Raw genomic sequence first — 13,432 nt, forward strand, 5'->3', positions numbered from 1 at the left:
GCCGTCGTGAGCCGCCGGGCCATGGGCCGTTGTGAGCCGCGGGGTGTGAACCGTGGGCCGCGGTGGGAAACGGCCCGCGCCTCGCGGGAAGACAACCACCCCTCACCCCGTTAGGTGAAACATGAACTACACCGGGGTGCGTGGGGTCGAGGCCGAGGCCGAGGTCGAGGCCGGAGACGCGGCCAAGTCCAAGGCCCAAGCCCAGGCCCAGGCCCAGGCCCAGGCCAAAGTCGACGTCGTGGTGATCGGTGCCGGGCAGGCCGGGTTGGCCGCCGCGTTTCACCTGCGACGGGCCGGCTTTGCGCCGGGCCGGGACTTCGTGGTGCTCGATCACTCGCCGGGCCCCGGGGGTGCCTGGCAGTTCCGGTGGCCCACGCTGACGTACGCAAAGGTGCACGGTATGCATGCGCTGCCGGGCATGGAACTGACCGACACGGATCCACAACGCCCTTCGTCCGAGGTGATCGGCGCGCACTTCGACCGTTACGAGCAGACCTTCGGGCTGCGGGTGCACCGGCCGGTGAGTGTGACGGCTGTGCGCGAAGGCAGTGGGGGCCGCTCCTGGACGGAGGCCCCTGGGGCCGTGGGGGCCTCCGGGGCCATGGGGGCCATGGGGGCCATGGGGGCCATGGGGGCCATTGAGGGAAGGCGGCTGCTGGTCGAAACGTCGGAGGGGGACTATGCGGCGCGGGCGCTGATCAATGCGACCGGGACCTGGGACCGGCCGTTCTGGCCGAGGTTCCCCGGCCAGGAGGCATTCGGCGGCCGTCAGCTGCACAGCTCTTCGTACAACGGGCCGGAGAGCTTCCGTGGCTTGCGGGTTGTGGTCGTGGGCGGCGGGACCTCTGCCGTACAGCAGCTGATGGAGATCGCGCCGGTCGCGGCCGCCACGACCTGGGTGACCCGCCGGCCGCCGGTGTTCCGCGAGGGGCCGTTCGGTGCGGAGCAGGGCCGGGCCGCGGTCGCCCTGGTGGAGGAGCGGGTCAGGCAGGGGCTGCCGCCGCGGAGCGTGGTGAGCGTGACCGGGCTGCCGATGACCGAGGCCATCCGGCAGGCCCGGGAGAGCGGCGTACTGGAGCGGCTGCCGCTCTTCGAGCGCCTCACGCCCACGGGCGTGCGCTGGCACGACGGACGCACCGTCGAGGCCGATGTGATCCTTTATGCCACGGGCTTTCGTGCCGCCATCGACCATCTCGCCCCGCTGCACCTGCGCGAACCGGGCGGCGGCATCCGGATGGACGGCACCCGCACACGGCGCGATCCGCGGATCCATCTCGTCGGTTACGGGCCGTCGGCGAGCACCATCGGCGCCAACCGTGCGGGACGTGCCGCGGTCAGCGACATCCGTCGGCTGCTCGCCACTCCTCCTTCACCTCCCCCTCGACCACGACCACGACCAGGACCACGACCAGGACCACGACCGGTCCATGCGGAGGTAGGGGTGGCCGGCGACCTCGCCTCATAGGGCGAGGCCGCTTGCGCGACGGGACCGGCAGGCCCGGGCCCGGAGCCACGGCCGAAGCATGGCCGGAGCACGGCTGAAGCATCGCCGGAGTGTGACCCGAGTGCGAGCGAAGCCCGGGAACCGCCGGAGCGTCCATGGGCAAAACACCCACAATCGCCCTCCCCGTGAGCCTCTCCCCGCACACCTTCAGGCGAACGGACGGCCCCTTGAGCACCTGTTCGACGGTACACAGGATCGAAAAGGGAAGGGCTTCGCTTGACTCATAGCAACGGGCGAAGATGACGGGGCGCGAGCGGCGGGCTGCAGACCGTTACCACGCGTCCGGCCCGAACCCCTTGCTGGGCCGGAGAGTTGAGTCCCACAACTTCAAGGAGAAGATCCCGATGGACATCCTCACCGCTCTCTTGGCCCACGTCCTCCACCTCGTGGGCTGGCTCGTCTGACAGACCTCATCCCCAAGGCGCCGCCCTTCCCTGTCCCGGGAGGGGCGGCGCTTTTCCGCGTTCCCGTTCCCGCCTTGCCCCTTCCCGCACGTTCCCCGTGCCCGCGTGCCTTTCCCGCGTGCCTGTCCCGCGCCCGTTCCGTCCTTGCGGCCGCGCCCCGCCCCGCCCCCTCCGGGCCTACTTGTCCAGCTTCTGCCGGGAGGTCTCCGGAAGCGTCAGATAGACCAGGAACGAGACGAGGCAGAGCGCGGCCACGTACCAGGGAAAGAGGTCGGCGTGGCCGGCCTGCTTGAACCAGGTGCCGACGTAGGGGGCCGTGCCGCCGAAGAGGGCCACGGTGAGCGAGTACGGGAAGCCGATACCGGCGGCACGCACCCGCGCGGGGAACACCTCGGCGTTCACGGCCGCGGCCACCGCGGTGTAGCCGGTGAGCAGCACCATGCCCGCGCACTGCACCAGCAGCAGCGAGAAGAAGGCGTCGGTGACCAGGTGCAGCAGAGGTACCGCGAGGACGGCGAAGCCCAGCGAGAAGCCGAGCAGCAGCGGTTTGCGGCCGATGCGGTCGGAGAGCATGCCGCCGAGCGGCTGGAGCAAGGCGAAGAAGGCGAGCGAGAGAGTGCCGACGGTGAGTGCATCACCCTTGTCAAAACCCGCGTTGACCTGCGCATAGGTGGGCAGGTAGGTCGTCCAGGTGTAGTAGGCGATGGTGCCGCCCACCGTGATACCGCAGATGCGCAGGGACTGGCGGGGGTAGCGGCGCAGCGCCTCGAAGAGGCCGGGCCGGTCGGCCGCCTGCTGTTCGACGCTCCGTGTCTCCTGGGCGCCACGCCGGATCCACAGCCCCAGCAGGCTCAGCAGCGCCCCGATGAGGAACGCGACCCGCCAGCCCCACTGCCCCATCTGGCGCTCGCTGAGCAGCGCCACGAGCAGCGCCGCGGTCCCGGAGGCCAGCAGTTGGCCGAGGGTCGTGGACACGTACTGGAAGCTGGAGAACAGGCCGCGCCTGCCCGGTCCCGCCGATTCGACGAGGAAGGTCGTGGAGGCCGCGAACTCACCGCCCACCGACAGGCCCTGCACCAGACGGGCGATGACCAGGACGAAGGGCGCCAGCAGACCGGTGGCTCCATAGGTGGGGGTGAGCGCGACCAGCAGGCTGCCGCCGCCCATCAGCAGGATGGTCAGCGTCAGTGCGGTCCGCCGCCCGCGGCGGTCGGCGATCGCGCCCATCAGCAGACCTCCGATCGGGCGCATGAAGAAGCCGACCGCGAAGACGGCGAAGGTGGAGAGCAGCGGCACCAGCGAATTACCGGCGCCCTCGGGGAAGACCTGCCCCGCGAAGTAGACCGCGAGGAAGGAGTAGGCGTACCAGTCGTACCACTCGACGGCGTTGCCGACGGAGGCGGCGGCCAGCTGCCGCAGCCGTGACGGCGGGCGGGCACCGTTCGGCGCCTGATCCTTGGCTATGTGCTCGGCACTCGACATGGTGCTCCGCTCCTGGTTCTTCTCGTTGGCCTGCTGCTGGGGCAGGATGAGCCGCCAGGTGATCATGTACCGCGGAAGCGGGTGGCCGCCAGAGGCTGTGGCAGCCGAAAGGCAGCCGAAAGGAGAGCGCAACGTGCGCGTAGCACTGTTCGTCACCTGTATCAACGACATGCTCCATCCGCGGACGGGCCAGGCGGTGGTGGCGCTGCTGGAACGGCTGGGGGTGGAGGTCGGCTTCCCGGCCGAGCAGAGCTGCTGTGGCCAGCCGCAGTTCAACACCGGATACCGGCATGCGACCGAACCGCTGATGCGCCGCTTCGACCGGGCGTTCAAGGACTACGAGTATGTGGTCACCCCGTCCGGTTCCTGCGCGGCGATGGTGCGGGACAACTACCCGCGGATCGGGGCGAAGGCGGCCGCCGAAGGACGCGGCCGGGGACTCGTCGACGCGGCGGCGGTCGCGGTGCCCAAGATGTACGAGCTGACCGAGTTTCTGGTGGATGTCCTGAAGGTGGAGGACGTCGGCGCCTATTTCCCGCACACCGTCACCTACCACCCCACCTGTCACGGCCTGCGGTTGCTGGGGCTGGGCGACCGGCCCCGGCGGTTGCTGGAGCACGTCGAGGGACTGGAGCTGCGGGAGCTGCCGGGCGCCGAGGAGTGCTGTGGGTTCGGCGGCACCTTCGCGGTGAAGAACCCGGCGGTCTCGGCGGCGATGGGCGCCGACAAGGTCCGCCACATCCTCTCCACCGGTGCCGAGGCGGTCTGCACGGTCGACAACTCCTGTCTGCTGCACATCGGCGGCACCCTCAGCCGCCGGGGCGCGCCGGTCCGCCCGGTCCATATCGCCGAGATCCTGGCCAGTACGGAAGGGAACGTGCGGTGAGCGGCACCTACCTGGGCATGCCTGCCTTCCCCCGTGCCGCTGCCACCGCCACCCGCGACACCCGGCTGCGCGCCAACCTCACCCATGCCACGCACACCATCCGCGCCAAGCGGGCCAAGGCCGTTGCGGAGCTGGACGACTGGGCCGAGCTGCGGGCCGCGGGGGCCGCGGTGAAGGACCGTACGCTGCGCCACCTCGACCACTGTCTGGAGCAGTTGGAGACCGCCGTCACCGCCGCGGGCGGGCAGGTCCACTGGGCCCTCGACGCCGACGAGGCCAACCGGATCGTCACCCGGCTGGTGCGGGAGACCGGCGAGACGGAAGTCGTCAAGGTCAAGTCGATGGCGACGCAGGAGATCGGGCTCAACGAGGCCCTGGCCGAGGCGGGTATCCGCGCGTACGAGACGGATCTGGCCGAGCTGATCGTGCAGCTCGGCCACGATCTGCCGTCGCACATCCTGGTCCCGGCAATCCACCGCAACCGCTCCGAGATCCGCGACATCTTCCGCCGTGAGATGGCCTCTTGGGGCCGCCCGGCACCCGAAGGGCTGGCCGACTCCCCCGCCGAGCTCGCCGAGGCGGCCCGGCTGCATCTGCGGGAGAAGTTTCTGTCCGCGAAGGTCGGGATCTCGGGGGCCAACTTCATGGTCGCGGAGACCGGCACCCTGGTCGTCGTGGAGTCCGAGGGCAATGGCCGGATGTGTCTGACCCTCCCCGAGACGCTGATCTCGGTCGTCGGCATCGAGAAGGTGGTGCCCGACTGGCAGGACCTGGAGATCTTTCTGCAGCTGCTGCCCCGCTCCTCCACCGCCGAGCGGATGAATCCGTACACCTCCACCTGGACGGGCACCACGGACGGCGACGGGCCGCAGACCTTCCATCTGGTGCTGCTCGACAACGGGCGCACCGACACCCTCGCCGACACCGTCGGGCGGCAGGCGCTGCGCTGCATCCGCTGCTCGGCGTGTCTGAACGTCTGCCCGGTGTACGAGCGGGCCGGCGGGCATGCGTACGGCTCGCCCTACCCCGGTCCGATCGGCGCCATCCTCACGCCTCAACTGCGCGGCCTGGTTGGCCCCTTGGAGGCGTCGCTGCCGTATGCCTCGTCGCTGTGCGGGGCCTGCTACGACGTGTGTCCGGTGGCCATCGACATCCCCGAGGTGCTGGTGCATCTGCGGGAGCGGGTCGTGCAGGGCGGGCCGGTCACCCTGGGCGGGACGCGCACCGTCCTCCAACCGGCCAAGGGGCATGCCGCGGAGCGGGCCGCGATGCGCGCGGCGGGCTGGGCCTTCGATCACCCGGGCGCGCTGCGCACCGGGATGCGGCTGGCGGCTCGCACCCGCCGGCTGCATCCACGGCGGCTGCCGGGGCCGGGCCGCGCCTGGTCGCAGACGCGCGATCTGCCCGAGGTGCCCGCCGAGTCCTTCCGTGACTGGTGGCAGCGCACCCGCGGAACGTCCTCGGGGCGCGGTATGTCTTCGGGGCGCGGTACGTGGGCGGAGCCCGGTACGTCGCCGGAGCCCGGTACGTCGTCAGAGCCAGGGACGTCGTCAGAGCAGCGAGGAGACGTCAAGTGAGCAGCCGGGACGTGGTGTTGGCGCGGGTGCGGCAGGCGCTGGCCGATGTGCCGGCCGGCGGGGGCCCGGGCGGCAACGGTCCGAGCGGCGGGGGCCCGGGCGGCGAAGGCCCGGGCGGGCCGCCGGTGGTACGGGACTATCACCGGGTGCACGGTTCCCGGACGCAGGCGCAGACCGTGGATCTGCTCGCGGAGAATCTCGCGGACTACCGGGCGATCGTGCACCGCACCGATGCCGAGGGGCTGCCCGGGCTGATCGGCCGGCTGCTGGCGGAGCGCGGGGCGCGGTCGGTGCTGGTGCCGCCGGGCCTGGACGTCTCCTGGACGGCCGGCACCGACGTCACCCTCGTCGAGGACCGCGCCGCGAGCACGGCCCGTGAACTCGACCTCGTGGACAGCGTGCTGACCGGCTGTGCGGTGGCCATCGCGGAGACCGGCACCCTGATCCTCGATGCGGGCCCCGACCAGGGCAGACGCCGGATCACACTGGTGCCGGACCACCACCTCTGTGTCGTCCGGGTCCCTGACCAGGTGGTCGGCTCGGTGCCGGAGGCGCTGCCGCGGGTGGCGCCGGACCGCCCGCTGACCTGGATCTCCGGCCCGTCGGCGACCAGTGACATCGAACTCGACCGGGTGGAGGGGGTGCACGGGCCGCGGACGCTGGAGGTGATTCTGCTGGCGGCGGCACAGGGAGCGGGCTGAGCGGAAGGACCTTGGCCGCGGAGGGCTGCCACAGGTGTGCGACCCCGTTGTCAGTGGGGATTCCTACACTGATCGGGATGCCCTTCGCACACGCTGTGCGGGGTGCGCGCCCGGGGGAGGAGGGAGCAGATGGTGCTGCGGCAGGGCTTCCCACCACGGCGTTCCGGCACGGTCGGCCGTTCACCCTCACGGCGTTCCGGCGCGGACGGCCGTCCGCCCTCACGGCGTTCCGGCGCGGACCGCCGCTTATTCGCACCGGATCCCGGACGGCCGCCTCTTGCCCCTCCGCCGGACTCCGCCCCCTCCCGGCTGCTGACGTGGCTGGGGCGGCTGGGCGTCCCGGCCGCCGCATTCGCCGTGTTCCAGGCGCTGCTGGGAATCCTGCCGCAGAATCTCGCGGGCGAGGCGGCGCGTTACTGCGTGGCGGCGACCGCCGGCGTCGGCGTCGGCGCGGTGGTGTGGCTGGCCGCGGCCCTGCTGCGGACGCGCGCGGCGGCCACGGACGCCGTCGCGGCAGCACCGCCCGGACCCGCGCCCTCCCCCGCCGGATCGCTCCCCGAGCTGATCGACGGCACGTACCAGGCACTGCGGCGCGGCCTCTCGGTGATCGAGGTGTCCGGGCACGGACCGCTCACCGGATGGCCGCACTCTCTCGCGGAGAGCGATCCACCGGTGCATCCGACGGCGTTCGGTACGGCGTACGGGCTGCATCTGCTGCTCGACATCGCGCCGTACGACGGCCGCATACGGGCGGGGCAGGTGGCCGAGACGCTGTGGCGGCTGCGGCTTCCCGGAGGGGGGTGGGCCGCCCGCTCCCAGGGCAGCGGGGCGCGGCCCGAGGTGTCCGCGATCGTGCTGGGTGCGCTGGCGCGGGCCGGCGCCGATCCGCGACTGCTGGAGGCCGAAATACGCTCCTGCGAGGTGTTGTGGAACCCCGACCATGACGCGTCCGGGCTGGCCAACACCTATGTCGTGACGAATGTCCTGCGCGGACTGCTGCGGGCGGCGCCCGGGGCCGCCGCCCTGGAGGGACTGCGCGAGGTGCTGGTCCATGGCGCCACGGCCGACCCGGCGCGCGGCCATCACCGCTGCTGGGGTGCGGCGCTGGCCGGCGGCCGCGGCAACCCGGCGCCGTCCGCCGCGCACACCGCGCGGGCGGTGGTGGCGCTGGACCGGGCCGCAAGCGTACTGGGCGAGGACGAGCGGCAGCGTACGGTGCGCGAGGAAGGGCTGCGCTGGCTGCTGGCAGGCCCGGCGACACCGGCGGGTGGCATGACCGATCTGCAGAACTGCCAGGAAGAGGTACGGCGGCCGGACCAGGAGGACCCGCTGCATCAAGAGCTGCTGTCGGTACGGCATTTCGCCGCGGCATGGGTGGCGCGTGCGCTGATGACGGACGGAGCCCGCAAGGTCGCGGCCGAGGACGTGGGGCTGCCGGCGTGGGAGGCGCAGCTCACCGCTGCCGTGGCGCGGGTTCACGGCATGCAGCGGGGCGGGGTGTGGCGGTGGGACGACGGGCCCATGGGACACCCGGTGTGGATGGCGTATCAGGGCCTCTCGGTACTGCGGCGGCATGCGTTGATGGTCTACCGGCCATGAGACGACGGCGGCGCCTCCCGGGGTTCCGAGAGGCCGGGCCGGGCCCGCCCGTTCGCGACGACGCTCATGGCCGGTGAGGGATCAGGGGGCGGGGTGCTCGAGTCACAGTGAGGAGCCGTAGTGGTCGAACCGTAGTGGTCGAACCGGGGTGATCGAGGCGGGTCGTCGAACCGGGGGTGCCGGGCCCGGTGGTCGAACCGGGTGATCGGGTCGGCATGACGGGCCGAGGGTGTGGTGAGCAGCGGCGGAACGGTCGGGGGCGGCGAAGAGGAGTCGGACTCATGCAGATCGAGGAAGCCCGGCGGCTGCTGGCGGAACGGCTGGGCGGCGGGCCGGGGCCGCCGTCGCCCGAGTCGGCACGCGCGGTGACCGCCCGGCTGGCACACCCGGACACGCTCGGTCCGCTGGTGCGCCGGTTATCCGCCGGCGACCTGGACCTTGCGGAGTGCACCCGGCTCTCGTACCGCCATGTACTGGGCTTCGACAAGCTGTTGCTGCTGGCCGGCGCCCCGCGGTTCATGCTGCGCGTGCATTTCTGGCACGGCAGGGCCGGCAAAGGCCCCGAGGACATCCACAACCACCGGTGCGCGATCGCCTCGGCGGTGGTGCGCGGCCGCGTCCGGATGGAGTGCTTCGAAACGGCCGCGAACGGCGTGCCCGCGACCGCCTACCGGGAGACGATCGACGGTCCCGGCGGCGCCTGGCGGCTCCGGCGGGTCGGGGACGCCCGCCTGCGGCTCATATGCACGGAGCAGTACGGCCCGGGCCGGAGCTACGGCCTGGCCGCCCATACGCTGCACCGGGTGGTGAGCGAGGAGCCGACGGTGACGCTGTTCCTGGAGACCGCCCCACAGCGGTCGGTGACCGATGTCTACGTCCGGAACAGCGGCGGCGCCAGGGGCACCGGCGTCGGGGGCGCCGCCACCCCCGACGGCGGCGGGGTTCTGGCCGGCGGCGCCCTCAGGGCCGGCGGCGCCGAGCGGGCGGATACGCCGCCCAAGACTCCGCTGTCACCGGCCGTCTACCTTGCCGAACTCGACTCTCTGGCAGGCTCTTTGGGCTACTGAAGGGGGGTGGTGCCAGGCGCCCGAAGCGGGCCGTCAGGGCACGGATCCCCGCGGCGTCGAGCCGGCCGCCGAGTGCCTGGCGGATCACCCCGAGGTTGTAGGCGTCCACCCCGATCCCGGCCAGCTCGGCGGGCCGTGCCCACGCATAGGCCTGATCCTCGCTGGGCAGGACCACATCCAGCGTCAGGGGGCGGACGATGAAATTGTCCTGGTGGTTGTGGACCCGGCGGCCCTGATAGTCGCTCAGGAAGCCGGAGGATCCGGTGTGCGCGACGATGGTGCCGAGGATCCCGGTCTCTTCCTTCAGCTCGCGCAAGGCGCCGGTTTCGGCCAACTCCCCTCGATCGAGCTTCCCGCACGGCACACCCCACGCGCCGGGCAGAAAACGCTCGCGGTAGCTACGGCGCACGATCAGCACACGAGCATCGTGCACCACCACCGCCGCGGCCAGATATGTGTCTGCTGCAGTCTGGTTCATCGGACTTCTCGCAATCCGAAGAGACGGGCGCAGGCCCGTGGCGGAGGTCCACCGTACCGGCGATGACTCCACGGCGGGCCGGTTTGGCGGGCACCCGCGGGAGCACCCGGCGGGTGCCCCGACGTGCGGTACGGCCCTACGTCCACCTCACCGCGCTACGTCCACCTCACCGCGCTACGTCCACCTCACCGCGCTACGTCCGCCTCACCGCTCTTGAGCGGAAGCGCTCCCGCTCTCCAGGCGCTCGGTGATCCGGAACCTTTCGAGCACGACCAGGGTGTCGTCGTCGACGGTGAACTCCGGGTCCCCGAGCGCAGTGCGCATGTCAGGGCCGTGCCAGAAGGCCTCGTGAGCAGCCCGCCAGGCGGCCACCGTGGTGTGGCCCTCGCCCTCGTCTTCCGCGTGCGCCCGGTCAACCTCTGCCAGACGCACCACCCGTACTCCGGTCACCTCGATCACGGCCACCGGCCGGCCGGCGGAGTCGGGCACGACCGACCGTTGACCGGCGGACGGCAGCGGCTCGTCGTCACGCTCGTATTCGGTCAGCAGACCGGTCGTGGCGGTCTTGGCGCCGGAGAGCACCGCGGAGACCAACTGGTCGCGCAATGGTCCGGGGAAGCCGAGCTCGAACTGCCGGAGATCCAGGTAACCCTGATGGTCCTGATGGTCCTGCTGGTCCTGATGGTCCTGATGGTCCTGGTGCGTGGTCATACCGCGCAGCGTAGGTCTACGGGCGTCGTGCGGGTGCGGTCTCGCGGGCCGCACGGGCGGCGTGCAGGGCCCAGCCGATCAGCGGGAGCTGGCCGGGCAGGCGCGCGTAGGCCACGGCCTTGAGCGGGGCGGGGCGGTTGCGCCAGTCGTGCGCCATCTTGAGGTTGGCCGGGAAGACCGCGGCGAACAGGCCGGCCGCGGCCAGCGCGCCGGCCCGGCGGGTGCGCGGCAGGGCGACGGCGGCGGCGACCGCGATTTCGGCCACGCCGCTGGCGTAGGTCCAGGTGCGGGGGCTGCCGGGCAGTCGCCGGGGCACGATCGCGTCGAACGGCTTCGGGGCGAGGAAGTGGAGGGTCCCCATCCCCGCCAGCAGACGGGCCAGCGCGCGGGCGGAACGGTCGTCGGCTGTCACGGACGGCTCCCTGATCGGACGGGCGGAGGCTGAGCAGGAAGGGCGGCGGGTGCGGAAACCCGCAGGCCTGGCGGCCGGGGAGTGGGTGCGGCGGCCACCCCGACCAGTGAACTGGCCGCCGCGCGTTCGACCTTACCCGTGGGTCACTTACGGGGCCATCATCTGATCGTCCGCGGGGGTGAGGTGTGCGTCACGCCGTACCAGCGCCGCATAGTGCCCGTCGGCAGCGAGCAGTTCGTCATGGGTGCCGCGCTCGGCGATCCGGCCGGCGTCCAGCACGACGATCTGGTCCGCGTCGCGGACCGTGGAGAGGCGGTGCGCGATGGTGAGGGTGGTGCGGCCGGCGGACAGCTCGTCGATGGCCTGCTGTACGGCGTGTTCGGTGTGGTTGTCCAGGGCGCTGGTCGCTTCGTCCAGGACCAGGACGGGCGGGTCGCGCAGGATGGTGCGGGCGATGGCGAGACGCTGTTTCTCGCCGCCGGAGAAGCGGTGACCGCGCTCGCCGACGAGGGTGTCGTAGCCGTCGGGGAGGGCCGCGATGTGGTCGTGGATCTGGGCGGCGCCGGCGGCGCGGGCGATCTCCTCGTCTGTGGCGTCGGGCTTGGCGAAGCGGAGGTTGTCGGCGACCGAGGCGTGGAAGAGGTAGGTCTCCTGGGAGACCACGCCGACCGAGCGGGCGAGGGTGTCGAAGCCGAGGTCACGGACGTCCGTACCGTCGAGGGTGACCCGGCCTCCGGTCACGTCGTAGAGCCGCGGTACGAGGTAGCTCAGGGTGCTCTTGCCGCTGCCGGTGGGACCGACGACGGCGAGGCTGGTGCCGGCCGGGACGGTCAGGTCGATGCCGTCGAGGGTGGGGGCGGCCTCGGGGTCGTAGCAGAACCGGACGTTCTCGAAGCGGATCTCGCCGCGCGGCGCCGGGAGGCGGACCGGCTCGGCGGGCTCGGTGATGGCGACCGGCAGATCGAGGTACTCGAAGATGCGCTGGAAGAGCGCCAGCGAGGTCTGCATCTGTACGCCGGTGGACAGCAGCGAGACGGTCGGCCGCAGCAGGCCCTGCTGGAGCGAGACGAAGGCGACCAGGGTGCCGAGGGAGAAGACCGGGCCGCCGAGCTGGAGGACCATGCCCGCCGCCCAGTAGATCAACGCGGGCATGGCGGCCATCACGATCCCGATGGTGGCCATCCGCCAGCGGCCGGCCATGTTGGCACGGACCTCCAGGTCGACCAGGCGCTCGGACTCGTCGGCGAAGTTCTTGGTGAGGGAGTCGGCGCGGCCCATCGTGCGGCCGAGCAGAATGCCGCTGACCGAGAGGGATTCGGTGACCATCGCGGACATCGCGGCCATCTGCTTCTGCCGCCGAGTGGTGATCTTCTTGCGTTCGCTGCCGACCCGGCGGCTGATCCAGACGAAGAGCGGAAGCAGCAGCAGCGAGACGACGGTCAGCCGCCAGTCGAGGGCGAGCATCGCGCAGACGGTCGCGATGACGGAGGTCAGGTTGGAGACCAGGGAGGTGGCGGTGGAGGTGACCGTCGCCTGCATCCCGCCGATGTCGTTGGCGATCCGGGACTGGACCTCGCCGGTGCGGGTGCGGGTGAAGAAGGCCAGCGGCATCTGCTGGAGTTTGGCGTAGACGGCGGTGCGCAGGTCGTGCATGACGCGCTGGCCGACGGTGGTGGACAGCAGGGTCTGCAGGACGCCGAAGACGCTGGTGGTGACCGCGGTGGCGATCATGCCGAGGGCGAGCAGGGTCAGCAGTCCGGTGCGCCGGCCGGGTATCGCCACGTCCAGGATCTCGCGGAGGAGAAACGGAGAGGCGACCGAGACCAGCGAGGAGGCGCCGACGAGCAGGCCGACGAGGGCCAGCCGGGCCCGGTAGGGGCGGAAGAGCGCGAGGATCCGCCGCAGCGGTACCGGCTTCTCCGGGTCCTTGGGCGGTGGGGTCCACTGGGGTTCGTCGCTGCGCATGGGCTCCTTCGAGGGGTGCGGATTTTGCGGGGCGGGACTACGGGCGGGCAGGAACTACGGACGAGCGGGAGTTGCGGAGGAGCGGACACGGGCTGAGCATCGTGGAGCTTAGCTCATTGTTACCTATGCTCACAATGAATTAAGTCCTGCCATCGGCTATCCTCGCGCCATGCCCTCCCCCGAGCCGACGGTCAGCACCACCAACCTCGCCGAGCAACTGGTACGGCTGACCCGCCGGATGCACCGCGCCCAGAAACACCACCTGGAGCACCTGGACCTCGTCTTCACCCCCGCCCAGTCCCGGCTGCTGCGGATCGTCGACCACTACCGCGACACCCCGCCGCGGATGGCCGACCTCGCCGAGCGGCTGGAGGTGGTGCCCCGGGCGGTGACCACCCTGGTGGACGCGCTGGAGGCGCATGGCGCGGTGCGCCGGGTACCCGATCCGGCCAACCGCCGCGTGGTGCGGATCGAGCTGACCGACACCGGCCGTTCCACGCTGCGCGCGTTGCGCAGCGCGCGGCGGGCCGCGGCGGAGGAGATCCTGGCCCCCCTGACCGCCGATCAGCGTGAGGTGCTCGGCGGCCTGCTGTCCACCCTGGTCGACGATCCGGACCGTCCGCATCGACCGGACCGACCGCATTGA

At 71.7% G+C, this 13,432-nt stretch carries 12 protein-coding genes; 7 read left to right on the top strand and 5 right to left on the bottom strand.

Features of this window, described 5'->3' with window-relative positions; all coding sequences use genetic code 11:
• The first annotated feature begins 121 nt into the window (after window positions 1-121).
• On the top strand, window positions 122-1,465 hold the full coding sequence (locus tag ACGFR7_RS24565; protein ID WP_393323081.1) for an NAD(P)-binding domain-containing protein: 1,344 nt from the start codon (window positions 122-124) through the stop codon (window positions 1,463-1,465).
• Window positions 1,466-2,085: 620 nt separating this feature from the next.
• Here ACGFR7_RS24565 and ACGFR7_RS24570 read toward each other — a convergent pair.
• Complete coding sequence (locus ACGFR7_RS24570) at window positions 2,086-3,390, bottom strand: MFS transporter (RefSeq protein ID WP_393323527.1); 1,305 nt, start codon at window positions 3,388-3,390, stop codon at window positions 2,086-2,088.
• Window positions 3,391-3,523: 133 nt separating this feature from the next.
• On the opposite strand from ACGFR7_RS24570, the gene ACGFR7_RS24575 reads away from it, so the two are divergent.
• From ACGFR7_RS24575 to ACGFR7_RS24595, 5 genes are all read left to right on the top strand, one after another.
• Window positions 3,524-4,276 (top strand): (Fe-S)-binding protein, encoded by a 753-nt coding sequence (locus ACGFR7_RS24575; protein ID WP_393323084.1) that lies wholly within the window; start codon window positions 3,524-3,526, stop codon window positions 4,274-4,276.
• Window positions 4,273-5,853: a lactate utilization protein B gene (locus ACGFR7_RS24580; protein ID WP_393323086.1), complete on the top strand. Its 1,581-nt coding sequence runs from the start codon at window positions 4,273-4,275 to the stop codon at window positions 5,851-5,853. The genes ACGFR7_RS24575 and ACGFR7_RS24580 overlap by 4 nt, the downstream gene beginning before the upstream one ends.
• On the top strand, window positions 5,850-6,554 hold the full coding sequence (locus tag ACGFR7_RS24585; protein WP_393323089.1) for a lactate utilization protein C: 705 nt from the start codon (window positions 5,850-5,852) through the stop codon (window positions 6,552-6,554). Before ACGFR7_RS24580 ends, ACGFR7_RS24585 begins: the two co-directional genes overlap by 4 nt.
• Window positions 6,555-6,911: 357 nt before the next feature.
• The gene (locus ACGFR7_RS24590) at window positions 6,912-8,153 is read left to right on the top strand and encodes a hypothetical protein (RefSeq protein WP_393323092.1); all 1,242 of its coding nucleotides are present in this window, start codon (window positions 6,912-6,914) and stop codon (window positions 8,151-8,153) included.
• 281 nt (window positions 8,154-8,434) lie between these two features.
• Entirely contained in the window at window positions 8,435-9,220 is a 786-nt protein-coding gene (locus ACGFR7_RS24595; protein ID WP_393323095.1) for a hypothetical protein, read from the top strand.
• Here ACGFR7_RS24595 and ACGFR7_RS24600 read toward each other — a convergent pair.
• The 4 genes from ACGFR7_RS24600 to ACGFR7_RS24615 form a co-directional block, all read right to left on the bottom strand.
• Entirely contained in the window at window positions 9,114-9,698 is a 585-nt protein-coding gene (locus tag ACGFR7_RS24600) for an NUDIX domain-containing protein (protein WP_393323098.1), read from the bottom strand. The two genes, ACGFR7_RS24595 and ACGFR7_RS24600, sit on opposite strands and share 107 nt — an antisense overlap.
• A gap of 204 nt (window positions 9,699-9,902) precedes the next feature.
• A complete protein-coding gene (locus ACGFR7_RS24605; protein ID WP_393323101.1) occupies window positions 9,903-10,409 on the bottom strand; it encodes an ASCH domain-containing protein in 507 nt (168 codons plus the stop codon).
• 16 nt (window positions 10,410-10,425) lie between these two features.
• Window positions 10,426-10,821, bottom strand: a complete 396-nt coding sequence (locus ACGFR7_RS24610) for a hypothetical protein (protein ID WP_393323103.1) — start codon at window positions 10,819-10,821, stop codon at window positions 10,426-10,428.
• Window positions 10,822-10,968: 147 nt separating this feature from the next.
• Window positions 10,969-12,786: an ABC transporter ATP-binding protein gene (locus ACGFR7_RS24615; protein WP_393323106.1), complete on the bottom strand. Its 1,818-nt coding sequence runs from the start codon at window positions 12,784-12,786 to the stop codon at window positions 10,969-10,971.
• A gap of 169 nt (window positions 12,787-12,955) precedes the next feature.
• Between ACGFR7_RS24615 and ACGFR7_RS24620 the strand changes: the two genes are divergently transcribed.
• Window positions 12,956-13,432, top strand: a complete 477-nt coding sequence (locus ACGFR7_RS24620; RefSeq protein WP_393323109.1) for a MarR family winged helix-turn-helix transcriptional regulator — start codon at window positions 12,956-12,958, stop codon at window positions 13,430-13,432.

The organism is Streptomyces sp. NPDC048516 (genome assembly GCF_043199875.1).
In the GTDB taxonomy this organism is placed as follows: Bacteria; Actinomycetota; Actinomycetes; order Streptomycetales; family Streptomycetaceae; genus Streptomyces.

What these genes read in the sequence shown, in the direction of transcription:
- ACGFR7_RS24565 (WP_393323081.1), top strand. Translation starts at nt 122, where the DNA reads ATGAACTACACCGGGGTGCGTGGGGTCGAGGCCGAGGCCGAGGTCGAG.
- ACGFR7_RS24570 (WP_393323527.1), bottom strand. Translation starts at nt 3,390, where the DNA reads ATGTCGAGTGCCGAGCACATAGCCAAGGATCAGGCGCCGAACGGTGCC.
- ACGFR7_RS24595 (WP_393323095.1), top strand. Translation starts at nt 8,435, where the DNA reads ATGCAGATCGAGGAAGCCCGGCGGCTGCTGGCGGAACGGCTGGGCGGC.
- ACGFR7_RS24600 (WP_393323098.1), bottom strand. Translation starts at nt 9,698, where the DNA reads ATGAACCAGACTGCAGCAGACACATATCTGGCCGCGGCGGTGGTGGTG.
- ACGFR7_RS24605 (WP_393323101.1), bottom strand. Translation starts at nt 10,409, where the DNA reads ATGACCACGCACCAGGACCATCAGGACCATCAGGACCAGCAGGACCAT.
- ACGFR7_RS24615 (WP_393323106.1), bottom strand. Translation starts at nt 12,786, where the DNA reads ATGCGCAGCGACGAACCCCAGTGGACCCCACCGCCCAAGGACCCGGAG.
- ACGFR7_RS24620 (WP_393323109.1), top strand. Translation starts at nt 12,956, where the DNA reads ATGCCCTCCCCCGAGCCGACGGTCAGCACCACCAACCTCGCCGAGCAA.